At 70.8% G+C, this 24,482-nt stretch carries 23 protein-coding genes; 12 read left to right on the forward strand and 11 right to left on the reverse strand.

Annotation, left to right across the window (positions count from 1 at the left end):
- Positions 1-55 precede the first annotated feature (55 nt).
- The 5 genes from CVO96_RS15345 (at position 56) to CVO96_RS15365 (ending at position 4,872) form a co-directional block, all read left to right on the forward strand.
- On the forward strand, positions 56-1,951 hold the full coding sequence (locus tag CVO96_RS15345; protein WP_103312974.1) for a 1,4-alpha-glucan branching enzyme: 1,896 nt from the start codon (positions 56-58) through the stop codon (positions 1,949-1,951).
- On the forward strand, positions 1,948-2,250 hold the full coding sequence (locus CVO96_RS15350; RefSeq protein ID WP_103312975.1) for a hypothetical protein: 303 nt from the start codon (positions 1,948-1,950) through the stop codon (positions 2,248-2,250). Before CVO96_RS15345 ends, CVO96_RS15350 begins: the two co-directional genes overlap by 4 nt.
- 70 nt (positions 2,251-2,320) lie before the next feature.
- On the forward strand, positions 2,321-3,157 hold the full coding sequence (locus CVO96_RS15355; RefSeq protein ID WP_103312976.1) for a nitroreductase family protein: 837 nt from the start codon (positions 2,321-2,323) through the stop codon (positions 3,155-3,157).
- A gap of 150 nt (positions 3,158-3,307) precedes the next feature.
- The gene (locus tag CVO96_RS15360) at positions 3,308-3,634 is read left to right on the forward strand and encodes an excalibur calcium-binding domain-containing protein (protein WP_165795319.1); all 327 of its coding nucleotides are present in this window, start codon (positions 3,308-3,310) and stop codon (positions 3,632-3,634) included.
- A 50-nt stretch (positions 3,635-3,684) separates the two neighbouring features.
- Positions 3,685-4,872: a trans-sulfuration enzyme family protein gene (locus tag CVO96_RS15365; protein ID WP_103312978.1), complete on the forward strand. Its 1,188-nt coding sequence runs from the start codon at positions 3,685-3,687 to the stop codon at positions 4,870-4,872.
- Between the two features lie 149 nt (positions 4,873-5,021).
- Here the strand turns inward: CVO96_RS15365 and CVO96_RS15370 are convergent, their stop codons facing one another.
- The 5 genes from CVO96_RS15370 to CVO96_RS15390 form a co-directional block, all read right to left on the reverse strand.
- Positions 5,022-5,657, reverse strand: a complete 636-nt coding sequence (locus CVO96_RS15370) for a hypothetical protein (protein WP_103312979.1) — start codon at positions 5,655-5,657, stop codon at positions 5,022-5,024.
- Positions 5,654-6,229, reverse strand: coding sequence for a GNAT family N-acetyltransferase (locus CVO96_RS15375; RefSeq protein WP_243398395.1), 576 nt, complete (start codon positions 6,227-6,229; stop codon positions 5,654-5,656). The genes CVO96_RS15370 and CVO96_RS15375 overlap by 4 nt, the downstream gene beginning before the upstream one ends.
- A 57-nt stretch (positions 6,230-6,286) precedes the next feature.
- Complete coding sequence (locus CVO96_RS15380) at positions 6,287-6,667, reverse strand: diacylglycerol kinase (protein ID WP_103312980.1); 381 nt, start codon at positions 6,665-6,667, stop codon at positions 6,287-6,289.
- A 4-nt stretch (positions 6,668-6,671) separates the two neighbouring features.
- Positions 6,672-7,139, reverse strand: coding sequence for an rRNA maturation RNase YbeY (gene ybeY, locus CVO96_RS15385; RefSeq protein ID WP_165795321.1), 468 nt, complete (start codon positions 7,137-7,139; stop codon positions 6,672-6,674).
- A gap of 116 nt (positions 7,140-7,255) precedes the next feature.
- Complete coding sequence (locus tag CVO96_RS15390) at positions 7,256-8,311, reverse strand: PhoH family protein (protein WP_103312982.1); 1,056 nt, start codon at positions 8,309-8,311, stop codon at positions 7,256-7,258.
- Positions 8,312-8,536: 225 nt separating this feature from the next.
- Between CVO96_RS15390 and aroE the strand changes: the two genes are divergently transcribed.
- From aroE to CVO96_RS15410, 4 genes are all read left to right on the forward strand, one after another.
- Positions 8,537-9,427, forward strand: coding sequence for a shikimate dehydrogenase (gene aroE / locus CVO96_RS15395; protein ID WP_243398396.1), 891 nt, complete (start codon positions 8,537-8,539; stop codon positions 9,425-9,427).
- A gap of 24 nt (positions 9,428-9,451) precedes the next feature.
- Complete coding sequence (locus CVO96_RS15400) at positions 9,452-12,775, forward strand: PAS domain S-box protein (RefSeq protein ID WP_103312984.1); 3,324 nt, start codon at positions 9,452-9,454, stop codon at positions 12,773-12,775.
- Positions 12,772-13,983: a hybrid sensor histidine kinase/response regulator gene (locus CVO96_RS15405; RefSeq protein WP_243398397.1), complete on the forward strand. Its 1,212-nt coding sequence runs from the start codon at positions 12,772-12,774 to the stop codon at positions 13,981-13,983. Before CVO96_RS15400 ends, CVO96_RS15405 begins: the two co-directional genes overlap by 4 nt.
- Positions 13,984-14,048: 65 nt before the next feature.
- A complete protein-coding gene (locus CVO96_RS15410) occupies positions 14,049-14,447 on the forward strand; it encodes an OsmC family protein (protein ID WP_103312985.1) in 399 nt (132 codons plus the stop codon).
- A 22-nt stretch (positions 14,448-14,469) separates the two neighbouring features.
- Here the strand turns inward: CVO96_RS15410 and CVO96_RS15415 are convergent, their stop codons facing one another.
- The 5 genes from CVO96_RS15415 to deoC form a co-directional block, all read right to left on the reverse strand.
- Positions 14,470-16,572, reverse strand: a complete 2,103-nt coding sequence (locus tag CVO96_RS15415; protein ID WP_103312986.1) for a peptidoglycan D,D-transpeptidase FtsI family protein — start codon at positions 16,570-16,572, stop codon at positions 14,470-14,472.
- A 154-nt stretch (positions 16,573-16,726) separates the two neighbouring features.
- Positions 16,727-17,257 (reverse strand): Rod shape-determining protein MreD, encoded by a 531-nt coding sequence (locus tag CVO96_RS15420; protein WP_103312987.1) that lies wholly within the window; start codon positions 17,255-17,257, stop codon positions 16,727-16,729.
- Between the two features lie 31 nt (positions 17,258-17,288).
- Entirely contained in the window at positions 17,289-18,068 is a 780-nt protein-coding gene (locus CVO96_RS15425; RefSeq protein WP_243398398.1) for a rod shape-determining protein MreC, read from the reverse strand.
- The gene (locus CVO96_RS15430; protein WP_103312988.1) at positions 18,065-18,727 is read right to left on the reverse strand and encodes a Maf family nucleotide pyrophosphatase; all 663 of its coding nucleotides are present in this window, start codon (positions 18,725-18,727) and stop codon (positions 18,065-18,067) included. The genes CVO96_RS15425 and CVO96_RS15430 overlap by 4 nt, the downstream gene beginning before the upstream one ends.
- Complete coding sequence (gene deoC, locus CVO96_RS15435) at positions 18,727-19,404, reverse strand: deoxyribose-phosphate aldolase (protein ID WP_103313553.1); 678 nt, start codon at positions 19,402-19,404, stop codon at positions 18,727-18,729. The genes CVO96_RS15430 and deoC overlap by 1 nt, the downstream gene beginning before the upstream one ends.
- A 151-nt stretch (positions 19,405-19,555) precedes the next feature.
- Here deoC and prxQ point away from each other — a divergent pair, with 151 nt between their 5' ends.
- Positions 19,556-20,050, forward strand: a complete 495-nt coding sequence (gene prxQ / locus CVO96_RS15440; RefSeq protein WP_103312989.1) for a thioredoxin-dependent peroxiredoxin PrxQ — start codon at positions 19,556-19,558, stop codon at positions 20,048-20,050.
- Positions 20,043-20,729 (forward strand): ribose 5-phosphate isomerase A, encoded by a 687-nt coding sequence (gene rpiA / locus CVO96_RS15445; RefSeq protein WP_103312990.1) that lies wholly within the window; start codon positions 20,043-20,045, stop codon positions 20,727-20,729. Before prxQ ends, rpiA begins: the two co-directional genes overlap by 8 nt.
- Before the next feature lie 292 nt (positions 20,730-21,021).
- On the opposite strand, the gene CVO96_RS15450 is transcribed toward rpiA, so the two are convergent.
- Complete coding sequence (locus CVO96_RS15450) at positions 21,022-23,073, reverse strand: thioredoxin domain-containing protein (protein WP_103312991.1); 2,052 nt, start codon at positions 23,071-23,073, stop codon at positions 21,022-21,024.
- 109 nt (positions 23,074-23,182) lie between these two features.
- On the opposite strand from CVO96_RS15450, the gene CVO96_RS15455 reads away from it, so the two are divergent.
- A complete protein-coding gene (locus CVO96_RS15455) occupies positions 23,183-24,127 on the forward strand; it encodes a transglutaminase-like domain-containing protein (protein WP_103312992.1) in 945 nt (314 codons plus the stop codon).
- The last annotated feature ends 355 nt before the right edge of the window (positions 24,128-24,482 follow it).

The raw sequence follows: 24,482 nt of genomic DNA on the forward strand, positions 1-24,482 counted from the left end.
CCGTTTCTGAGGCCGGGACGCCAGCGCGGCGCCGCCTCCCGCTACACTCCTGAGCATGATTGAACCGCTTGCGCTCGACCATGGGAACCTGCAGAAGCTCGTCACCGCCGACCTCGTGCGGCCTGACCATCTGCTCGGCGCCCACCCGGTCACCCAGGGCGGCGTCGAGGGCGTGCGCTTCGCGGTGTGGGCGCCGGCCGCGCAGCACGTCAGCGTGGTGGGCGACTTCAACGGCTACAACGGCTTCGACAACCCGATGCAGCGCCTCGAGTTCGGCTACTGGGGCGCCTTCGTGCCCGCGGCGCGCAACGGCCAGCGCTACAAGTTCCGCATCACCGGCGCGGACGGCCGCACCGTGGACAAGATCGACCCCTACGGGCAGTTCTTCGAGGTGCGCCCGGCCACCGCCAGCATCGTCTGGCAGCACGACTTCGCCTGGACGGACGGGGAGTGGATGACGGCGCGCTCCCAGGGCTTCGACCGCCCCGTGAGCGTGTACGAGGTGCACCTGCCCTCCTGGCAGCGCCGCGAGGACGGCTGGTTCATGAACTACCGCGACCTCGCGCACAAGCTGGGCGAGTACGTGGGGTACATGGGCTTCACGCACGTGGAGCTGCTGGGCGTGATGGAACACCCCTTCGACGGCTCGTGGGGCTATCAGGTCACGGGCTACTACGCGCCCAGCAGCCGCATGGGCACGCCCGAGGACTTCAAGTATTTCGTGAACCACCTGCATTCGCTGGGCATCGGCGTGCTGCTGGACTGGGTGCCCGGCCATTTTCCCACCGACGAGTTCGCGCTCGCCAAGTTCGACGGCGCGCCGCTGTACGAATACGCCGACCCCCGCAAGGGCTTCCACCTCGACTGGAACACCTACATCTTCGACTACGGCCGCAACGAGGTCGTGATGTTCCTGGTGGGCTCGGCCCTCAAGTGGCTGCAGGACTACCACATCGACGGCCTGCGGGTGGACGCGGTGGCTTCCATGCTCTACCTGGACTTCTCGCGCACCGAATGGATCCCGAATATCCACGGCGGGCGCGAGAACCTGGAGGCCATCGCCTTCCTGAAGCGCCTGAACGAGGTCGTGCACCACATGGCGCCGGGCTGCATGATCGTGGCCGAGGAGAGCACCGCCTTCCCCGGCGTGACCAAGCCGACCCCCGGCGGCCTGGGCTTCGACTACAAGTGGGCCATGGGCTGGATGAACGACACCCTGCGCTACGTCGAGGAGGATCCACTGTGGCGTAAGTACCATCACCACGCGCTGACCTTCTTCAACGCCTACCGCACCACCGAGAACTACGTGCTGGCCATCAGCCACGACGAGGTCGTGCACCTGAAGAAGAGCATGGTGATGAAGATGCCCGGCGACTGGTACGCCCAGCGCGCCGGCTACCGCGCCTTCCTGGCCCTGATGTGGAGCACGCCCGGCAAGAAGCTGCTGTTCATGGGCCAGGAGTTCGCCCAGTCGACCGAATGGAGCTACGAGTCCGAACTGCCCTGGTACATGACCCAGCAGCCCGATCACCGGGGCGTCATGAACCTGACCCGGCGCCTGAACGCCCTGTACTGCTCCCGCCCCGACTGGCATACAGGCGACCTGCTCGACGAGGGCCTGCAGTGGATCAGCGCCGACGACGCCGACAACTCCGTCTATGCCTACCTGCGCCGCGACCCGCAGGGTGAGGCCTGGAGCCTGGTGGTCGCCAACATGACCCCGGTGTACCGCGAGCAGTATCCGGTCGGCGTGCCCCAGCCCGGCGAGTACCGCCTGCTGCTCTCCACCGACGACGGCGAGTTCGGCGGCTTCGGCACCCAGCAGCCCGGCCTGAGCACGACCGATGAGGGCTGGAATGACCAGGCGCAGTCGCTCAGGCTGAACCTGCCCCCGAACGCCGTGCTGGTGCTGGAGCCCGTGCCGGCACCCGTGGTGAGCGAGCAGCGGTGAGCCGCCCGCCCGAGCCCGAGCCCGAGCAGGCCGACCGTCCCAGAGCGGCGCCGGACTCCCTGACCATCCTCAGCTTCGTGCTGCTGGGCGTGCTCGCCGTGCTCCTGCTGTGGCCCATCCTGAGCGGGGGGCCGGCGCCCAGCCCTTACCTCGTCGCGGGGCTGCTGCTGGCGCGGCTGGGGCTCCAGGTGCTGCGTTCCCGGCGGGACGGCCGGCTCCGGCGGCCCTCGGCGTGGGCCCTCGACCTGATCGTCATCGGCCTGATCTTCTGGGTCGCCAGCCAGCAGCCAGCGCGGTAGCTTCGGCAGGGGAGCCGGCCACGTGGCCCCGGCCCTAAGTGGCCCCCTGTCGGGCGCTATCCTCCGCCCCATGTCGCTCCCCCCTGAACCCCAGCCTGTGGACGTGCCCTCCCGCTCCCTGACGCCCCAGCAGGTCACGGCCTTCTACGACGCCCACCGCACCGTCCGCCAGTACGTGACTGGGCCGGACGGGGCGCCGCTGCCGCTGCCTCAGGGCCATCTGGAGGCCATCCTGCACGCCGCGCAGCGCGCGCCCACCGACGCCACGGCGCAGCTGTATTCGCTGGTGCGGCTGACCCGCCCGGAATTGCGCGCACGCATCGCCGAGCTGACCACCAACGCGCACATCGCCACGGCCTCGGAGGCCTTCGTCGTGTGCGCCGACGTGCGGCGGGTTCGCCGGGTGCTGGAGGTGGGCGGGAAGACCCCCGGCCACTGGCCCGCCATCGCCGTCCACTTCGGCATCGGCGACGCTGTGATGGCGGGCACCAACCTGCTCACCGCCGCCGAGATGCTGGGCTACCAGGGCTGCTGGATCGGCGGGGTGATGAACGGCCTGGGCGGGATTATCGACGAGCTCGGGCTGCCGGCCGGCGTGCTGCCCTTCGCCGCGCTGACGGTCGGCCGGCCCGCCGAGCAGGCCCCGTACCGCCCGCGCGTGCCGCGCCCGCTGGTGATCCACACCGACACCTACCACTCCGGCAGCGACGAGGAGATCCGGGAGGCCATCGAGGTCATGAACCCCATCGCCTCGCGCGGCGGGCAGCCCGGCGACTGGGTGCGGCTGCTCAACTCGTACTTCGGTGCGGGCGGCGGCATGGAGGGGCGGGAACCGAAGCTGGTGGCTGCGCTCCGGAGACAGGGGCTGTGGGCGGGGGAGGAAGGCGTGGAAGCGCGGCGCCCCTGACCTGGAGTTCTGCCCGACCCCTGGCCTTTCTCTCGGCTTGAGCTGTCCTTCATACCTCCCGCATTCACTGCATCTGAGGCGAGCTGTGGATCAAGGGTCTGCTCTGCTGAGCCCAGCATGAAAACACCGATCCTCACATTCTTTTTGCTGATGTCCGGCGCTGCGGCCCTGCCAGGCACATTTCTGCCAGGTACGGTACCCGCTCCCTCACGCCTCTACTCTTCGGCCGATGCGAGGGGCAAGGTCGTCACGACCCTCGCGGCCCGGCAGAGCATCCAGATCAGGCGCTGTACGCCGCAGTGGTGCAGCGTGTCGGTGGGGGCGAGGTCGGGCTGGATTCCCCGCGCGCAGGTTAGGGCGCAGGGGAAGTGTGCCGATCTGATCGCGGTCGGTCTGCGCGACCTGCGGCCCGGCGAGGCGAGTTACAGCGGCGCCCGGGATCGCGACGGCGACGGCCTGGGCTGTGACATGAAATAGCGCTTTGCGCTGTCCTGCCCACCGCTGCGCAGACCTCCTACAATTGCCCGGTGACCTCTCCCGATCCTGCCCACGAGTACGACCTGACCACCCTGGCCGCCCGCTCCGGCGAGGAGGCCCGGCCCAACCGCTCGGCGCCGCTGGTAGAGCCCATCTACCAGTCCACCGTGTACGCCTTCGCCGATCTGGACGACCTCGACCGCGCCATGAGCGGCGAGGAGCCGGCCGCCTTCTACTACCGCAACGGCACGCCCAATGCGGCCACCCTGGAGCGCGCCCTGGCGCTGCTGGAGGGCACCGAGGCCGCGCTGGTGGCGGGCAGCGGCATGGCGGCGATCAGCGCGGCGCTGCTGGGCGTGCTGGGGGCCGGCGACCACATCGTCACCGACGCCCGCGTGTACGGCGTGACCTACGCGCTGCTGGCCGAGGAATTCCCGCGCCTGGGCATCGAGGTGTCCTTCGTGGACGCCCTGAACCACGACGAGGTGGCGGCCGCCCTCCGGCCCCGTACCCGCGTGCTGCACGTCGAGAGCCTGACCAACCCGCTGATGACCGTGCCGGACGTGCCCGCGCTGGCCCGGCTGGCCCACGGGCACGGCGCGCTGCTGAGCGTGGACAACACCTTCGCCAGCCCGGCCGTGTTCCGCCCGGCCCTGCACGGCGCCGACCTGATCACGCATTCGGTCAGCAAGTACCTCAGCGGGCACTCCGCGGCCTTCGGCGGGGTGGTCTGTGGCCGCGCCGACCTGCTGGCGCTGGCCCGCACCCGCCTGCTGCGCCTGGGCGGCACGATCTCGGCCTTTGACGCCTGGATGACCATGCAGGGCCTGAAGACCCTGGGCCTGCGGATGCGGGCGCACTCCGGCAACGCGCAGGCGGTGGCCGACGTGCTGGTGAACCACCCGCGCGTGAAGGCGGTCTACCACCCCGGCCTGAGCGACCACCCGCAGTTCCACCTCGCCATGGATCTGTTCCCGCAGGGTTTCGGCGGGATGCTCAGCGCCGACATCGAGGACGCACCCTCGTTCGTGAAGGCGCTGGCCGGGCGCATTCCGCTGGCCCCCAGCCTGGCCGACGTGATGACCACGCTGTCCTGGCCCTGGGGCACCTCGCACCGGGCGCTGCCGGACGCCGAGAAGCGCCGCCTGGGCATCACGCCGAACCTGCTGCGGATCTCCGTGGGCATCGAGGACATCGGCGACCTGCTGAGCGACTTCGAGGGCGCGCTGGACGGCTAGCGGGCCGCGCCCTCATACGTACTGCCGCTCCATTCCGGAACATCCAGAACAGCACCGGATGTTCCTCCATTCCTCGGAATCCGTTCTTCTTCCCTCTCCCTCCGGTCGGATTGATTCCGAACACAGAACGGAACCAATCGGAATCCTTATCAGTCCCAGTCCCACTCGCGCCAGTCGCTGGGCCGGGCCTCGCTGCCCCGCGGGGCGGTGGCGGTGGCCGTCTGCCCCGGAGCGGGATACCAGGGGTACACGCTCGACAGGGCCAGATCCAGCCGCTCGCGCAGCAGGCCCTCCAGCAGCTCCAGATCCTTCGCGCCCAGCCGGCCGACCTCCTGAGCGAGCTGCTGGCCCAGGTGCCCGGCCACGGCCTCCAGCTGCGCCAGATAGGGCTCCCGCGCCTTGCGAACCGCACCCTTCCGGAGCGGCTCAGGGTGGATGCTGGGCGTGTAGGACGCGGCCGCCGCAAGGAGGGCCGCCTCGCGGCTCCGGGCGCGGGTCTCGCGGGCACGCTCGGCCTTTTCGCGGGCGTCGGCGGCGCGGGCCTGGGCCGCCAGGAAGGTGTCCTGACGCTCGACCTCCAGCACCCGCGCTTCCTCGTAGAGCTTGACCGGCGGCAGGCGTCGGCGGCCCATCCGCAGGCCGTTGGGCCGGGTCTGGTCGTGCTCGCCCAGGAAGCGGGCGATCAGGGCCGGCGTCCAGCCGCGTTCCTTGAGATCCTGGGTCGCCAGGAAGCCGGCCGGGTTCACCACCTTCTCGCGCCCCGGGCGCACCGTCTCGGCACTCATGGGGTGACCGGCGTCCACTCCCGGCGCAGCAGGTCGAGCCTCACGCTGTCGAAGCGCATCCCGCCGACCAGCCGGGCCTCGCGGATACGGGCGGCCTCGCGGAAGCCCAGGCGCCGGGCGGCGCCCATCATGCGCTCGTTGCCGCTCCAGGTCGAGAGGGTCAGGACGTGGGCGTCGGTCTCGTCCAGGGTGGCCTGCACCCACTGCGAGAGGGCCGCGCGGCCCACGCCCTGGCCCCAGTGGGCCGGATCATAGACCAGGATGCCCAGATCCCACCAGCCGCCCCCCCGCGGCTCCTCCTCCGAGCGGTTGACCATGCCCACGCACTGCCCGCCCAGGTCGATCACCCGTTCGTCGGGGCGGGTGGCGGTCTGCCGCAGGTGCTCCACGTAGGCCTGCAGCGAGGCGGTGGTCGAGCCGGCATGGAAGTAGGGCGCGTCCCAGCGGCGCCACTCGGCGTCCGGGTCGGTGAGCCAGCGCTCCAGGGTGGGCAGGTCACGCGGGCGGCGGCCCCGCAGGGTCACGCCGGGGTGGGGCTGGGTCGGTTCTGAACGGGAGGACGGCGAGGTCACGGCCGCATCATTCCAGAGCGGTGTCCCGGTTCGGGTAGGCGGCGCCCGAGCGGGCCTTCATGCGCCCAGCCGCTGCCACAGCGCCGGCAGCAGCACCGTCAGCGCCACGCCTAGCGCGCCGAGGCTCGCCAGCAGCACGGCCGCCGCCGCCGCGTCCTTGGCGAGCTTCGCCGCCGGGTGCGGCTGCGGGCTCAGCAGATCGACCGTGGCCTCGACCGCCGTGTTCACCAGCTCCAGCCCCAGCACCAGCGCGCAGCTCAGCAGGATGGGGGCGAGCGGCACCCGCAACCACAGCGCGAAACCCAGGGCCAGCACGCCCGCCCAGACCTCCACGCGGAAATTGGCCTGCGTACGGTACGTGGCCGCCACCCCCGCCCAGGCGAAGCCCGCCGAGCGCCACCAGCGCCTGAAGCTCAGCGCCGAGCCGTCCGACCTCACGCGCTCACCCGGACTCCGGCAGGGCGGCCCGCGCGGCCTCCCAGGCGCCGTGGAACACCTGCCACTCGTCGCCCGTGGCGCCTTCCTCGAAGCCCAGGCCCTCGGCGTGGGGGTGGTCATGGCCGACCAGATGGGTCAGGCCGTGGCTCGCCAGCAGCGCCACCTCGCGGTTCAGCGAGTGGCCGCGCGCCTGCGCCTGCCGCGCGGCCGTGTCCAGCGAGATCACGATGTCGCCCAGGTGCGGCGGCATGAAGGGGTCGCCGGGTTCCCAGGTCGGGAAGCTCAGCACGTCGGTCGCGGCGTCCTCGCCCCAGTGCTCCCGCTTCAGGGCGCGGATGGTGCGGTCACCGACCAGCACCACGGTCACGCCTTTGTCGTGCACCCCGAAGTGGGCCATGGCCGCCCCCAGGCTCGCGCGCAGGGCCGGGCGCAGGCCGGCGGGCGGCGTCTTGCGGGCGATCAGGTCAATCACACGGGGAAGGATAGTGCAGGGGGCACAGAGCAGAGGGCAGAGGGCAGATGGCTAAAGGCAAAGAGCAGAGGGGGCTGTGCTTCTGGATCTCTGCTCTCCGCTCTCTGCCCTGCGCGTTACCTCGGGTCGCCCTCGCCCTCGGGAATGCTGGCGAACTCGCCCCGGCGGGCGGCGCGCTTGTCCTGCTCGGCTTCCTCGGCGGTCTCGTAGGCGCGGATGATCCGCCCGACCAGGGGGTGGCGCACCACGTCCACGTCCGTGAACTCGTGCCAGGCGATGCCCTCGATGGTGCTCAGCACGCGCTTGGCGACCGCCAGGCCGGAGGTGATGTGGCGCGGCAGGTCGATCTGGGTCACGTCGCCGGTCACGACCACGCGGCTGGAGAAGCCCATGCGGGTCAGGAACATCTTCATCTGCTCGCCCGTGGTGTTCTGCGCCTCGTCGAGGATGATGAAGGCGTCGTTCAGCGTGCGGCCGCGCATGAAGGCCAGCGGGGCGATCTCGATCACGCCGCTGGTCAGGTAGGACTCGAACTTTTCCTGGTCGAGCATGTCCTGAAGCGCGTCGTAGAGCGGGCGCAGGTAGGGATCGATCTTGGCCTGCAGGTCGCCGGGCAAGAAGCCCAGTTTCTCGCCGGCCTCGACCGCCGGGCGGGTCAGGATGATGCGCTTGACCTTCTTGGCTTTCAGCGCCTGCACCGCCATCGCCACGGCCATGTAGGTCTTGCCGGTACCCGCCGGCCCCACCCCGAAGGTGATGTCGCTCTTCTCGATCTTCTCCAGGTACTCTTTCTGGCCCGGGGTCTTGGGCTTCAGGCCGCGCGGCAGGTTCAGCCCGTTGGTCTGCGTCTCGGCGGCCAGGCTGCGGCCCTCGCCGCTCAGGCGGGCCGAGCGGAGCAGGCTCTCCGGGGTCAGGTCGCCGCCGCCGCGCACCACGTCCAGCGCGTCGCGCACCATACGCTCGGCCTGCTGCACGTCGGCCGGCTCGCCGGTCATGGTGACGGTCTCGCCGCGCGCGATCACCTTGGCCTTGGTCAGCTCACGCATCCGCCTCAGGTTGGCGTCCCCAGCTCCCAGCAGGGCGTAGGCCTCGCGCTGATCCTGCAGGGTGACGGTCGCGGTGGCGGCGCCGCTGGCGGCGTTGTTCGGGGCGGCGTTCTTCAGGTCGGTCAACGGGTCTCCTCGGGGCGCATCAAAGCGCACCCTCCCCCCAGGGAGCTGGTGGGGAGGGACAGGGTGCGGAAGGTCATTCGACCTGCCCATTGTCCCCACTCGGCGGCCCCCCCGGCGTGGTCTGGCGCACATTCTGACCCCCGCCTGACGCTCCTTCAAGGCTGTCCGAACGGCGTCTTCATCCGCTGCCGAGCCGGCGCCGGAAGCGGCAGGTAGACTGTCCGCGTGACTGAGCTGGAGGGCGACCCACCTACCCGAGCATTTCTCTTCGCTGACCCGGCCGCCCATTCGCTGTCGCCCCGGATGCACACCGCCGCCTTCCGCGCCGCCGGTCTGCACGGCACCTACGAGGCGCGCCGGGTGCCGGCCGCGGAGCTCCCGGCCGCGCTGGCCGGACTGCGCCAGCCCGGCGTGCTGGGCGCCAACCTGAGCCTGCCCCACAAGGAGGCGGCCCTGCCCTGGCTCGACGAACTGACCCCGGCCGCGCGGGCCATCGGGGCCGTGAACACGGTGATCCACCGCCAGGGGCGTCTGACCGGCGAGAACACGGACGCGCAGGGCCTGTTTGAGGCGCTGCTGGAACTGGGAGCAGGCGGGACGGGAGACCGGAATACCGGTGGCGCCGTCGCCGTGCTGGGCGCCGGCGGGGCGGCGCGGGCGGCCGTCTATGTCGCCGTGACGCTGCTGGAGCGCGACGTGTACATCCTCAACCGCACCCGCGCGCGGGCCCAGGAACTGGCCGAGTCCTGGGCGGCGCCGGATCGCCCCGGCCCCCGGGCGCTGGCCGCCGACCCCGGTGAGGTGCCCTGGGAGCAGATCCGCCTGCTCGTCAACGCCTCCAGCGCCGGCCTGGACGCCCCCGGGCAGACCCCGCTGCCGGACTTTGGGTTCACCCGGCTGCCTGCCGGGGCCCTGGTCTACGACATGGTCTACAAGCCCGCCGAGACCCGCCTGATGCGGGAGGCCCGCGCGGCGGGGCGGCGCGCCGAGAACGGGCTGGGGATGCTGGCCCACCAGGCGCGCCTGGCCTTCCGGGCCTGGACGGGCGCCGACGTGCCGGTGGGGGTCTTTCTGGACGCCCTGAGCAGCCCGGCCGGCCGGGAGCAGCAGGGATGAGGGTGCAGGCATGAGGCGACCCGTATGAAGGCGCTCAGGGCGCGGCCGGCCTGGGCCCAGCGGGCGCCGCTGCTGGTCATGATCCTGGTGCTGCTGCTGACCGCCGCCGTGTCGCTGGTGCTCTCGGCCTTCGTGCGGGAGCAGCAGAACAACCGCTTCGACCGCGAGGTCGAGGTGTACACCGAGGCGCTGAAGACCCGCATCGACGAGTACGAGCGCCTGCTGCTGACCAGCCGCGCCGCCTGGCTGACCCATCCGGACATGCTCGACGAGCAGGTGTTCGCCCGCTTTATCGAGGGCATCGAACTCACGCAGCGCTCACCGGGGGTGCAGGCCATCGGCTACGGGCCGTGGCTGCCCGGCGGCCAGCCGGACGCCGCGCTGCTGAGCCGGCTGCGCCAGCGGGTCAGGCCGGATTTCCAGATCCGCCGGGGCGAGTCGCCGCAGGCCGCCAGCGTGCCCATCGCCGTGATCGCTCCGCCCACTGCGGTCAATCTGGGGGCCATCGGCTTCGACCTCTACAGCGAGGCCAACCGCCGCGCGGCCCTGGACGCCGCGCGGCAAAAGGGCGTGGTGCAGGCGACCGGGCAGCTGACCCTGGTGCAGCGGGGCGCCGACGGCCAGCCCCTGCGCGGCTTCCTGATGATGCTGCCGGTGGCCAGCGCGGGCCAGCCACCCAGCGGCTTCATCTATATGGCGGTGCGCGCCGATCAGTTCGTGCAGGGCCTAATGCCCGCCGAGGCCCGGCAGCCCTACGTCCAGGTGCGGCTCGGCAACACCGACCTGTACGGCACCCGCCCCGCCGAGGACATGAGCTTCCAGCAGAGCCGCCAGTTCGACCTGGCCGGGCAGCGCTGGCAGCTCGAATTCAGCGCCGACAGCCGCTTTGGGCAGGATTTCGCGGCCACGGTGCCGCTGATCACCCTGCTCTCGGGGATGCTGATCGCGGGGCTGGCCTTCTTAGTGGTGCAGGCGCAGGTCGGCGCCCGCCAGCGGGCCGAGGGCCTGAACGTGTCGCTGGGACAGGCGCGGCTGCTGCAGGAGCAGGCGCGGGCCGAGTTCGAGGCGATCTTCCAGTCCATGCAGGACGCCGCCGCCTTCACCGACGAGGCGGGCCGCATCCGGCTGGTGAACCGGGCGCTGGCCGACCAGTTCGGGATCGAACCGGGCGAGCTGATCGGCCAGCCCCTCTCGGTGCTCCACGAGGATCTGCATCTGGCGGGGCATACCTCGTTTCAGGCGATCACCACGCCCTACCGGCGCACGGACGGCTCGGTGTTCTCCGGCGAGGCCCAGCGCAGCGAGGTCGTCGACCCCGAAGGGCGCCGCCTGGGGCTGCTGGAGGTCGTGCGGGACGTGAGCGAGCGCGTGCAGGCCGAGCGGGCGGTGCAGGGCGCCCAGCGGCGTTACCGGGGCCTGCTGGACGCCATTCCGCACATCGTGCGGGTCAGCGATCCGGCCGGGCAGGTCACCTTCGTCAACGCCCAGCATCAGCTGCTGCTGGGCACCGGCGACCTGCTGGCGTGCATGTCGCCCCAAGACCGCCAGGGCTACCTGCAGCTGTGCGAGAAGGCCACTGCCGAGCAGGGCTCCGGCCAGATGGAGCTGCAACTGACCCTGGCCGACGGGCGCCAGCACTGGTTCGTGCTGGACTTCGCGCCCCTGCGCGCCGAGCAAGGTCAGGTGGTCGAGTGGGTCACCAGTCTGACCGACATCCACGACCAGCTGGTCGCCGAGCGGCTGGCGCAGCGCAACGAGGAACGCTCGCGGGGCGTGCTGGAGGGCCTGCCGCAGATCGTCTGGCTGACCGATCCGCAGGGCGAGGCGGTGTACTTCAACCGCCGCTGGCAGGAGTATGTGGGCAAGGAACGCGCCGCCCAGGGCTTCGTCGACCTGATCCACCCGGACGACCGGCCGGCCTACCGCCAGCGCTGGCAGTCGGCCATCCGGGCCGCGCGGCCCTTCGAGGCCGAGCACCGCATCCTGGGCGAGAGCGGCCGCTACCGCACCTTCGTCACGCGCGGGCTGCCGGTCATGGACGCCGCCGGTCAGGTGATCGAGTGGGTGGGCACCTGCACCGACGTGGACGACTCGGTGTACGCCGAGAACGCGGCGCGGCTGCTGGCCGACGTCTCGCAGCAGCTGACCCTACGGGGGGACGTGCTCTCGCGCGACCGCGAGGGGCAGTACCGGGCGGCGCTGGGCAAGCTCACCGCCCGCTTCGTCGACAGCGCCGCGCTGTGGTCCGCGTGGCCGATGGAAGTGGTGGCGAACTCCTTCACCCATCCGGCCTGGAACGAGCCGCACATGCGAACCCTGGTGCTGCAGGCCATGGAGCGGGTCGCGCACAGCGCCGAGCCGCTGATCCTGACCACCCACCCTCTGCTGCACAGCGTCCACGCCACCGGCGCGCTGGTCTACCCGCTGCTGGGGCAGAACGGCGCGCTGTTCGGGATGCTGGGGCTGGCCTACCGGCACGCGCTGACCGAGCGGGATCAGGAACTGGCGCACGAGCTCGCGGGGCGCTTCGCGGCGGCGCTGGAGAACGACGCCCTGCAGCGGCGGGTGATCGGGGCCCAGCAGGATCTGCAGGCCCTGAACCAGTCGCTCGAGGAGCGGGTCGAGCGCCGCACCCAGGAACTGGAGAACGCCAACCGCGAGCTGGAGGCCTTCAGCTATTCCGTGTCCCACGACCTGCGCACGCCCCTGCGGCACATCGTGGGCTTCGGCGACCTGCTGGGCAAGGAGGCCGCCCGGGAGGCCGGGCCGGCGGGCCTGAGCCCCAAGGCCCAGCGCTACCTGGGGATCATCACCGAGTCGGCCACGCGCATGAGCCAGCTGATCGACGACCTGCTGGAATTCTCGCGCATGGGCCGCCAGGAGCTCAGAAGCGTGCCGGTGGATCTGGAGGCGCTGGTGGGTGCCAGCTGGCTGGCCCTGGAGCCCGATCGCCAGGGCCGGCAGATCGAGTTCGTGCTGCGGCCGCTGCCGACCATCCAAGGCGACCCCACCATGCTTGAGCTGGTCTTCACGAATCTGCTCAGCAACGCCGTGAAATACACGCGCACACGCGAGCTGGCGCACATCGAGGTCAGTGCCGCGCTGCAGGGGGGCCAGGTCACGGTGAGCATTCGTGACAACGGTGTGGGCTTCGACCCCAGATACGTGGATAAACTGTTCGGCGTGTTCCAACGACTGCACCGCGCCGACGAATTCGAGGGGATCGGCATCGGGCTCGCCAATGTGCGCCGGATCGTGGGCCGGCACGGAGGTCAGGTGGCGGCCACCGGCGAACTGGGCGTGGGGGCCACCTTCTCCGTGACGCTGCCCCTTCAGGAGCCCCAGTGACCCCTTCCACCCAGACGCTCGGGGGCTACCACACGCCCCGGCCCGGCGAGGCCCTGCGGATCGTGCATCTGGAGGACAACGAACTCGACCACGAGCTGGTGCTGTTCCATCTGGAGGGCGAACTGCCCTGGCCGACGCAGGTGACGCGGGTCGAGGACGAGGCCGGGTTCCGATCCGCGCTGCTGGGCGGCCGTCCCCACCTGATCCTCAGCGACTTTGCGCTGCCCACCTACGACGGCCTGAGCGCCTTCCGGGCCGCCCACGAGCTGCTGCCCAACGTGCCCTTCATCATCGTGACCGGGGCCATGGGCGAGGAGACGGCCGTGGACACCCTGCGCGAGGGGGTCACCGACTACATCCTCAAGCAGCGGCTCGAACGCCTCTCGCCGGCAGTCAAGCGCGCCATCGCCGAGGTGGACGCCCAGGTCAGCCGCGAGCTGGCCGAGCAGGAAGTCCGTGAGCTGAACCGCTCCCTGCAGGCCCGCCTGGAAGAGGTGGAACGCCTGCGGAACGTGGCCGAGCGCCAGAGCCAGCGCCTGGAGATCCAGGCCCGCCAGCTGGAGGAGGCCCTGAACCTGCAGAAGACCTTCCTGGCCGAGACCAGCCACGAGCTCCGCACCCCGCTGACCGCCCTGCACGGCTACCTGCGCCGCGCCGAACGCGAGGTGGGCGGCAGCCAGACCCTGCAGGACGCCCAGCGCGTGGCCGAGAACATGACACGGCTGGTCAACGACCTGCTGCAGCTCTCGCGCGGCGAACTGGTGCAGAGCATCGAGATGCACTTCATGAACCTGGGCCAGCTGCTGCGCCAGGTGGGACGCGACTTCGGCGTGCGCGCCCCGGAGGACGATCTGGAGGTGGTGGGCGATCCGGGCCGCCTGACCCAGGTCTTCGTGAATCTGGTGACCAACGCCATCCGGGTCAGCGGCCGGGCCGACCTGGTCACGATAGAGGCCGGGCTACGGGCGGGCGAGGTCGAGGTGCGCGTGGTCGACCACGGCCCGGGCGTGCCCGACCACATCAAGCCCCGCATCTTCGACAAGTTCTACCGCGGCAAGGAGGCCGGCTCGGCGGGCCTGGGCCTGACCATCGCCCAGCAGGTCGTCACCGCGCATGGCGGCACCATCGACGTGGTCGACACCCCGGGCGGCGGCGCCACCTTCCGCGTGCGGCTGCCCCTGCCCGAAGAGGACGACGATCTGGGGTAGGCACGGGCCGGACTCCAGAGACCGGCGGACAGCCCCTGGGTCTGGGCAGACGCTAGCCTGGGGCCATGAAGAAGACCCTGAACGTCACCTGGCTCGGCGAACAGCGCTACGTGGGACTCAACCCCACGGGCCAGCAGCTCCTGATCGACAACAGCCCCCTCAAGATCGGCGTCTCGCCCATGGACGCCCTGCTGGGGGCGCTGGCCACCTGCACGGCCGTGGACGTGGTGGACATCATGGCCAAGCGCCGCACCCCGCTGGCGACCTACCGGATCGAGGTCGAGGGCGAGCGGGCCGAGACACACCCCAAGCGCTACACCCGGATCACCGTGCGCCACATCGGCAGCGGCGAGGGCGTGAGCGCCGAGGCGCTGCACAAGGCCGCGCTGCTCAGCCACGAGAAGTACTGCTCGGTGGCGGCGTCGCTCAACAGCGAGATCCACGTCGAGGCGAGCGTGGAGTAGAGCTGCGGGGCGCGTCCGGCCCCTACGGCGCCGCAGGGGCCGGCGGGGCGTTCAGGGCGGCCTTCGCCCGCTCCGCCCGCGCCTTGTACACCGCGCGCATGTGATCCAGCTCGCCCAGGCAGGGCTGCTGGGCACTCAGCGGCAGGGCGCTCAGGCGCTCGCCGAGGTTCACGCACCAGCGGGCAGCGAACATGCGCTTGGCGGCATTGAGCCCCGGCCCGTAGCCCTCGCCGCCGTTCTGGAAGAAGGTCACGACCGCGAAGGTGGGCGTCTGCCCCGTCCCGACGGGGCCGTAGCCTTCGTACCAGCCGTGGGTGTAGGCATAGGACTGCTTGCGGCGGCTCATGCCGTTCTCGGCGGTGCCGGTCTTGCCGGCCGTCGCCACCGGGAACAGGGTCGGGCCGATCTTGGTGCTGGCCGTGCCACCGAAGATCGAGGTCGTCCAGTCCATGCCTTCCTTGACGAAGCGGAAGACCTCCACGTTGCCGCCCCGCACGACGCTCTGGGCCGGCTTGCGGGGCTGCGCCTTGCCGGCGACCGCCTGGATCACGGTCAATGGCCGTTCCTGTCCCTCGTTGATGATGGTCGACATGACCTTGACCACCTGCGCGGGCGTGACCAGCACGTCGCCCTGGCCGATGCTCATGTTCAGGCCGAAGCCGGGATACCACGGCGACTTGCGGCTCGTGCTGTCTTCCGGGTCGCGGTAGTCGCCGATGTCGGTGAGCAGGCCGGTCTTCTCGCCCACGATCTCCAGCCCGGTCTCCCGGTGGTAGCCCAGTTCGGTCAGACGGGATTTGAGCTGGCGCGAGTACACGCCGGGGGTGGCCAGCGCCGCCGAATGGTAGTACCAGGGATTGCAGGAAAAGGCGATCGCCTTGCGGCCGTCCACGATCCCCAGGCTGTGGTGCGCCCAGTTGTTGAACGAGGCCCGGCCGAAGTAGTACACGGGGTTACACGGCAGGGTGAAGTTGCCCCAGCGCTCCACGTACATCAGCGTGGTGGCGATCTTGAACACGCTGCCCGGGTTGTAGGCCTGCACCACCCGGTTGGCGGTCACAGCGTCCAGTTCCGCGTTGGGGCGGTTGGGGTCGACCGCCCAGTTCTTGGCCACCGGATCCGGGCTCGGCACCCGCGAGAACCAGTTCGGGTCGTAGGCGGGGCTGCTCGCCATCGCCAGCACCTCGTTCGTGCGCGGGTCGATGGCGATGATGGCGCCGCGGGTCAGGGTCTCGGGCGGCTGGTTGTTCTTGGCCCGGCCGGCGTTGATCTCGGCCAGTTCGGCCCGCAGCGCGGTCTCGGCGGCGCGCTGCAGGGTGCTGTCGATGGTCAGCGTGACGTCCTTGCCCTCCTGGCCGGGGTCGATGATGCGCTCGGTCTGCGGGCGGCCGTTGGCCGTGACCTCGCGGCGGCGCAGGCCGTTCCTGCCCTCCAGGGTCTTCTGCAGGCTGTATTCCAGCCCGGAGCGGCCCACCATGTCGCCCAGCGTATAGCCGCCTTCCTTGACTTGGCTGTCGCTGGCCTCCTGCACGTAGCCCAGCAGGTGGGCGGCCATCTTGCCCTGGGGGTAGATGCGCTCGACCCGTTCGCGCAGTTCCAGCGAGGGCACCAGCACGGTGTACTCGTACAGCGCCGCCAGATTCTTCTCGGCCACGTTGCGGGCCAGCACCGTCTCGGTTTCCTTGTGGGGGTCGGGTTCGCGGGGCTGGCCGTTCATCAGGGCGTCCGGCTTGATGCCCGCCAGGTACACGATCTTGTCCCAGGCCGGAATCGCCTGCGCCGGGTCGCCGGGCTCCTTGCGGCCGGTGTACACCAGATCCACGGCCAGCCGGTTGGTCGCCAGCAGCAGTCCGTCGCGGGTGCGGATCTCGCCGCGCAGGGCGCGCACCACGTCGTCGCGCTGAAAATTGCTGGCCGACTGCACCGCGTATTCGCTGTGCTGCACGACCTGGAGCTGGTACAGCCGTGCCCCCAGGCCGCCCAGCGTCAGGCTGAAGGCCAGCGCCATCCAGGCCACGCGGGACGCGCCGTTGCCCCGCGGCCGGGCGCCCGTGCGGCCGGAACCGCCACCCGCCCGGCGGCGCAGGCGGTCTCGACGATCCAGGGTGTCTCCAGTTCGGCTCATACAGGGTATTTCCAGTATCTCATACGGACTCCGATTGAATCCCGTCTGTGTGGGGTTCAATCCGACCAGGGGAAGAAGGAGAAAGGACGGACTCCGGGAGACGGACGGACAGGCGGTGAGGTTCCGACTGTCCGGGAATTGGACGGAGTCCGTATCACGAGAGGTTCTCCGACGGTCTGGGGCCGATCCCCCATTCGAGCACGCGCTCCCACGGGCCGGAGACCAGCAGAGTGAGCAGCAGCGCCGGCGGCACCGTGCGGATCAGCAGTTCCACGGTGACCAGCTCGGAGCGCAGCCAGTAGGTGATCAGGAGGAAGGCCAGCCACTGGCCCACCACCGCCATGACCACGGTCAGGAGCCCCTGCACCGGGCCGGAGTTCGCGAAGTAGCGGCGCACCAGCAGCACCAGCAGCGCCCCACCGGCGATCCCGGCGGCGTGCAGACCGATCATGCCGCCGCCCAGCACGTCTTGGCCCAGTCCCACGCCGTAGGCCGCCACCAGCGCCCAGGCGGGCCGCATCCGCCAGGCCAGCCCCGCCCCGGTGAGCAGGAACAGGTCCGGGGCCGGAAGGCCGGCGGCGTCGGCCAGCCGGGTCAGCAGGCCCTGCAGGGCGATCAGGAGGACCACCAGCACCAGCGGCCCCAGCCAGCGGCTCAGCCCCCGGCGCGGCAGATCCGCGCGCATCAGCCGCCCACCTGGAGCGTCCCGGTGCCCATTACAACCCCTCCAGAATGGTGACGTCCTCGACCACGCCGACATCCACCGCCGGCTTCACGATCACGGTGCGGTTCAGATCGTTGGGGCCCAGCGGCAGCACCTTTTCCACGGTGCCCACCCGGATGCCCACGGGGTACACGCCCCCCAGGCTGTTGGTGACCAGCACGTCGCCGACCTTGATCGGAATGCTGCGCGAGAAGTCGGCGCGCAGCCGGTCCGGCGGCACGCCGCGCGCCAGGCCCCGCCCCCCGCGGTTGCCCTGCAGGGTCACGCCCACGCTGCTCTCCGGATCGACCAGTGAGACCACGGTCGACTCCTTGCCGCTCACGTCGCTGATCTGGCCGACCAGCCCACCGGGCACCGTGACCGGCATCCGCACCCGCACCCCCGCGTTCTGGCCCAGGTTCAGGGTCAGCCGGGCCAGCAGCGGGCTGGGCGAGACCGCGATCACCTGGGCGATGCCCACCGCGTTCGGCGCCTGGGTCTGGGTGATGACCTGCAGCTGCCGGAGTCTCGCGGCCTCGCGGGTCAGCAGTTCGTTGCGCTGGCGCAGCACGTCGTTCTGCTTGCGGAGGGAGGCGACCTCGCGGGCCAGTTCGCGTTCCTGCACGAGCGTCTGGTAGGCGTGGCGCAGGTTGTCGGCCACGGTCACGCTGGCCCGCGTGATCGGCACCGTGCCCGAACGCAGCGCCGTGGGGGCCGCCACCTGAAAGCGGGTGGCGACCAGACTGAGCAGCATCAGGGCCGAGAACACCAGGAGCAGACGCCGCCAGTTCACGCCGGGCTGACCTCCGGATCAGGGGCCGCCTGCACCTCGTCGCCCCGATGGGGGAGGGCCTCGTTCCACACCGTGACTCCGGCGCGGCGCAGCAGCCGGATCACCACCGACAGCGGAAAGCCCACCACCGCGCTGTACTCGCCCTCCACCCGCTCGACCAGCGCCATACCCAGCGCCTGGATGCCGTAGCCGCCGGCCTTGTCCAGCCCCTCGCCGGACTGGGCGTAGTACGCGACCTCCGCGTCCGAGAGGGCCCGGAAGGTGACGTCGGCGCGGGCGACCTCGACCTCGGTCTGGTCGCCCGATACCACGGCCACGCCGGTATAGACCTGATGGATCCTGCCCGAGAGCGCCCGCAGGAAGGCCGCGTTCTCGGCGGCGTCCGCGGGTTTGCCCAGCAGCGTCCCCCCCGAGGCGACCACCGTATCGGCCCCGATCACGACCGCCTGCGGATGGGCGGCGGCCACCGCGCGGGCCTTGAGCAGCGCGAGTTCGCCGGCCAGGGCGTGGGGGTCGGTCTCCGCACTCTCCTCGGCCTCGCCGCTGAGCTGCACGCGGAACTCCACGCCGAGCAGGCCCAGGAGTTCGCGGCGCCGGGGGCTGCCTGAAGCCAGGACGACCTCCGGCACCCCGCCACGGGTGCCCGCGCCGCCCTCCATCAGTACCCCTCGCCCGCGCGGTCTCCGGCGGCGCGGTCTCCGGCGACCAGCGCCACGCCGCCCGAGGTGCCCAGGCGCGTGGCTCCGGCCTCGATCATCTCGGCCGCGTCGGCGGGGGTTCGCACCCCGCCGGCCGCCTTGATCCGGGCGCGGCCGGCGATCACTTCGCGCATCAGGCGCACGTCGGCGGGGGTGGCGCCGCCCGTGCCGAAGCCGGTGCTGGTCTTCACGAAGTCCGCGCCGCCGCGCACGGCCGCCTCGGTCGCCCCGCGCTTCTGCTCGTCCGTCAGGTAGCAGGTCTCGATGATCACCTTCAGCACGTGAGCGGGAATCGCCTCACGCACCGCGCGGACATCGGCCTCGACCTCGTCCCAGCGGTTCGCCAGCGCCGCGCCGATGTGGATGACCATGTCCACCTCGTCGGCGCCCGCCTGCACGCTCATGGCCGCCTCGGCCGCCTTCTGGGCCGGGCTGACCGCGCCCAGCGGAAAGCCGCAGACGGTGGCGATCTTCACGTCGCTGCCTGAGAGTTCAGCCTTCGCCAGCGGCACGTACACGGGATTGAGGCACACGGCGTAGAAGCTGTGCTCGCGCGCCTCGGCGCACAGCACCCGGATATCGGCGGCGGTGGCGGTGGCTTTCAGCAGGGTGTGGTCGATGTATGGGGCGAGCTTCACGCCCCCCAGCATACGCATCCGGACTTGAGAACGCACAACCGTCTAAAGATGCACGGCGTCTGGGTGGCACGGCGTCTGAATGGGGCAGCGCCTCCGACCCGGATCGGCGCCGGGCGTTCTGCACCCCCGGCCCCTGCGTTACCCTGACCGCATGACCTCCCCCGCCGTCGGCACTCCCTTCCCCGACTTCACTCTCCAGGACGCCCAGGGCCAGCCGCGCCAGCTCTCCGGCTACCTCGGGCAGTACGTGGTGCTCTACGCCTACCCCAAGGACGACACGCCCGGCTGCACCAAAGAAGCCTGCGATTTCCGCGACAACGCCCTGCTCAAGTCCCACGGCGCCGCCATCCTGGGCATCAGCGCCGACGACGCCGAGAGCCACCAGAGCTTCGCCGAGAAGTACAGCCTGCCCTTCCCCCTGCTGAGCGATCCCGGCGCGGCCTACCTGGAGAGCATCGGGGCCTACGGCGACAAGAACATGTACGGCAAGGTCGTCCGGGGGATCAAACGCCAGACCTTCCTGATCGGCCCGGACGGCCGCCTGGTGAAAGCCTGGCTGGCCGTGCAGGTCGAGGGGCACGCCGACGCCGTGGCCGCCGCCATCGAGAAAGACCGGGCCGGCGGGGAGAGCCCCAGCCGTGGCTGATCTGGAAACCCTGAAAAAGGAGGCGGCGCTGCGGGCCGTGGATCTGGTGCAGAGCGGGATGCGGGTGGGCCTGGGCACCGGCAGCACGGCGAAATACGCCATCGAAGAGCTCGGCCGACGGGTTCAGGCCGGTGAACTCACGGGCATCGTGGGCGTGGCGACCTCGGAGGCCAGCGACACCCTGGCGCGGCAGGTGGGCCTGCGGGTCGAGGTGCTCGATCCCCGCGCGCTGGACATCGCCATTGACGGCGCGGACGAGGTCGCTCCCAATCTCGATCTGATCAAGGGCCTGGGCGGCGCGCTGCTGCGCGAGAAACTGACCGAGGTGCAGGCGCGGCGGCTGATCATCATCGCCGACCACACCAAGGTGGTGAACCGGCTGGGCGAGAAGGCCCCGCTGCCGGTCGAGATCGCCGCCTTCGGCTTCCTGAGCACCATCGAGCGTCTGCGCGCGCAACTGCCCGGCGGCCGCCTGAGACAGCCCGGCGCCCAGCCCTTCCTGACCGACAACGGCAACTACATCTACGACGCGCAGCTGCCCGGCGCCATCGACCCGCCCACCCTGGAGCGGCAGCTCAAGGGCACGCTGGGCGTGGTGGACACGGGCTTCTTCCTGGGCATGGCCGAACGGGCGTTCGTGGCCTCGCCGGACGGCGTGAGTGAACTGACCCGGCCTTGAAGCCGGTGCCCGTACTCCAGCACCCGGAACCGTGATGGCCGGAGCCGGCGGCCTGGGCGCCCCAGCTGTTCCCGTCCCACCCGCCCTGCACCGTCACATGCTGTCCCCGGTCAAGCTGCGGCTCTGCGTCCGACGAGTGTGTGCAGCGTCAACCGACACGTCAGGGCTCGAAACCGGCCTGGACTTATCCGCCGCTTACCTTCCCCCTCAGCCCAAGCCTCTCCCCCAGCGGCTCCTCCGAGTCCCGCGAGGGGAGGGGGAGCGAAGGCATAACAATTGATCGGTTGACGCTCTACGAAAGCCCCTGATCCCTCGCCAGCGCCTCCAGTTGCGTGCGGAAGACCTGCTCGTCCTGGGTGGGCAGCTCGCAGGCGCGGTTCACGCACACGTAGGCCCGGCCCCCGCCCGGCCGGGCTTCCAGCACCGGCAGCGCTCCGCCTTCTTCCGTGAAGGCCAGGGTGCAGAAGGGGAGGGGTACGCCCGCCGCGACGGCCTCCAGCGCCCGCCGCTCCTGTGGGCTGCCGATGATGGCGACCTCGGCGTGGGGGGCGTGCAGGAAGGCCGCCGCCTGCCACAGTCCGCCGAAGCCGCTGGCCGCCGCCAGCATGTCGCGGGCGAAGGTCTGCACCGTGCGCCGGGCCAGCGCCTCGGCCTCCGGCAGGGTGTAGTAGCGATCCATCCACAGGGCCAGCAGGGCGGCGGCCGCGTTGTCGCTGATCACCGCGCTGTCGAAGCCGGGCGCCTGCCGGGTCAGCAGCGGCTCGGCCCGCCCGCCCGAGGCCATGAAGGCGCCGGCCTCCTCGTTCCAGAAGTCGCGCACGACCACTGTCCACAGCTCGCGCGCCCACTCGAGGTGGGCCAGGTCGCCGCCCGCCTGGAACAGCGACACCAGGCCCAGCCCGACCAGCGCGTGATCCTCCAGCAGGCCCTCCACCCGCGCCTCGCCCCGCGCGTAGGTGTGGCGCAGGGTGCCGCCTTGCAGGCGCATCTGCCCGTGCAGAAAGGCGGCGGTCTGGCGGGCGACCTGCAGGTAGGCCGGCTCCTGCAGGATCCGGGCGGCGTCCGCGAAGGCCGCCAGGGCCAGCCCGTTCCAGGAGGTCAGCACCTTGTCGTCGGTGCCGGGCTGGGGCCGGGTCTGGCGCGAGGCGTGCAGGCGGGCTTTCAGGGCGTCCAGGCGTAAGCGCAGGGCCGCCCCGTCCGGGTCGCCGGAACCGCTCAGCTGGGCCGGGGTCTGGGCCACGAAGGGCACGCTGCGCTTCCCGAACTCCGGCCGGTGGGGATCGAGGAAATTGCCCTCCGCACTGAGGCCCAGGTGGCGCGTCAGCACTTCCGCGTCCTCCGGATCGCCCAGCACCTCCAGCACCTCGGCGGGTGTCCAGGTGAAGGTCAGACCCTCCACGCCGTCCGTGTCGGCGTCCTGGGCGGAGTAGAAGCCGCCCTCTGGGGAGCGCATCTCGCGCTCCAGATAGGCCAACACGCTGCGGGCGGCGTCGGCGAAGGTCTCGTCGTGGGTGAACTGGTAGGCGCGCAGCAGCGTGCGGGTCAGCTGGGCGTTGTCATAGAGCATCTTCTCGAAGTGGGGCACGCGCCACTCGGCGTCCACCGAGTAGCGGTGAAAGCCCCCGCCCAGCTGGTCGTGGATACCGCCCGCGAGCATGGCCCGCAGGGTGCCCAGCGCCATGTCGCGGCCGCCGGGCTGGGTCAGCAGGAAGTCCAGCGTGGTCGGGGCCGGGAACTTGGGCGCCCGGCCGAAGCCACCCCGCACGGGGTCGTACAGGCGGCGCAGGTTGTCCACGGCCCGCTCCAGCGCGCCCTCCGGCAGGTCGCCCTGGGCGGGGCGGGGCTGGCTGGCCTCGCGCACATGCTCGGTCAGGGCGCGGGCATTGCCCAGCAGCTTGCTCCGCTCGGTCGTCCAGGCGTTCACCACGGAGGCCATCACGCGCCCGAAGCTGGGCAGGCCGTGGCCGTCGCGCGGCGGGAAATACGTGCCGGCGTAGAAGGGTTCGGCGTCAGCGGTCAGGAACACGGTCATGGGCCAGCCGCCCTGACCGGTCATCGCCTGGGTGGCGGCCATGTACACCGCGTCCACGTCCGGCCGCTCCTCGCGGTCGACCTTGACGTTCACGAAGTGGGCGTTCATGTAGGCGGCGGTGGCCTCGTCCTCGAAACTCTCGTGGGCCATCACATGGCACCAGTGGCAGGTCGAGTACCCCACGGAGAGCAGCACCGGCACGTCCCGCTCGCGCGCCTGCTCGAAGGCGGCCGGGCTCCAGGGCTGCCAGTCCACCGGGTTGTCGGCGTGCTGGCGCAGATAGGGACTCGATTCGCTGGACAGGCGGTTCATGCCCTCCAGGCTAGCGTGGCCCCGCACGGGCCGGGCCAGGGGCGGGTGAACGCGGCCGCGCGTCGACTTCACACCTTTATGAGCCGTCCGAGGCGTCACACTGGAGCGCATGGAGCCGCCCGAGTCGAACGTATCCAGCCCCACCCCGTCCGGCACCATCCCTGCTGTGTCTGTCGAAACGGCCCCCATCGAACACCCCGTCCGGGTCCGCGCGGGGTTCTCCCTGACCTTTGAGGTGCCCTACCCCACGCCAATGCTGTTCGTGGTGCAGCCCCAGCAGCGCCTGAACGCGACCGGCACCCGCCAGCGCATCATCGACCAGCGCACCCTGGGCGCCGCCGAGGGCATCCACACCTACACCGACTCGCACGGCAACCTGGTCTGGCGCACGCTGGCCCAGCCCGGCACCTTCACCCTGGGCCACGACCTGATCGCCGAGGTCACGCGCCACCCGGATCCGCAGTTGCCGACCCTCCGCAAGATGCCGGTCGAGGAGCTGCCCGACGAGACCATCGCGTACCTGCTGCCCAGCCGCTACGTCGACAGCGATCTGGTCAGCGCCGAGGCCTGGGAGCGCTTCGGGCACATCCAGGGGGGCTGGGCGCAGGTGCAGGCCATCAGCGACTTCCTGTACGACGGGTGCGCCTACGGCTACGGCAGCACGTCGAGCACCACGGCCAAGCAGGCGCTGGACAGCAAGCGGGCCGTGTGCCGCGACTTCGCGCACATGGGCGTGGCCTTCTGCCGGGCCATGAACATCCCCGCGCGCTACGTGTGCGGCTACATGCCGGACATCGACATCACGCCCGACCCCGTGCCCATGGACTTCCACGCCTGGTTCGAGGCGTACCTGGACGGCCAGTGGCGCACCTTCGACGCCCGCCACAACAAGCCCCGCGTGGGCCGCGTGCTGATCGCGCAGGGCCGCGACGCCTCCGACGTGGCCTTCACGACCACCTTCGGCTCGGCGAAGCTCACGCACATGAAGGTCTGGGCCGATGAGACGGACAGCAGCAATACGCTGGATATTCCGCCGAACCCGCGCATTTTCTGAATCCGTTGTGGGGTGGTGGCGCAAAGCTTCCCTGCCCCTCAAACCAGAGGGCAGGGGGAGCAGCGCTGCGCTCGGCAAGGGATTTGACTGGTGCAGCGGATGTGGGATGGACGTTGACGTGTCCGGCCAGGGCGTCATCCTGACGTGACGCGGTAGGCCCGTGCGCTGTGCCTATGGGCGCGTGAGCCTATGTCAATGAGACAAGGAGAGTGGCTGGAACAGCTGCGGAGCAGAGGGGCCGCCCCTGAACGGTTGGGGCCACGTCCGGAGGGCCGGTGGCGGTGTTCGGTCAGTCGGTGGGCGGAACGCTCGTTTTAGCTGATCTCTTTTTTAGAGAGGAGTGTGCGCCTGACCC

The organism is Deinococcus koreensis (genome assembly GCF_002901445.1).
Classification (GTDB): domain Bacteria; phylum Deinococcota; class Deinococci; order Deinococcales; family Deinococcaceae; genus Deinococcus; species Deinococcus koreensis.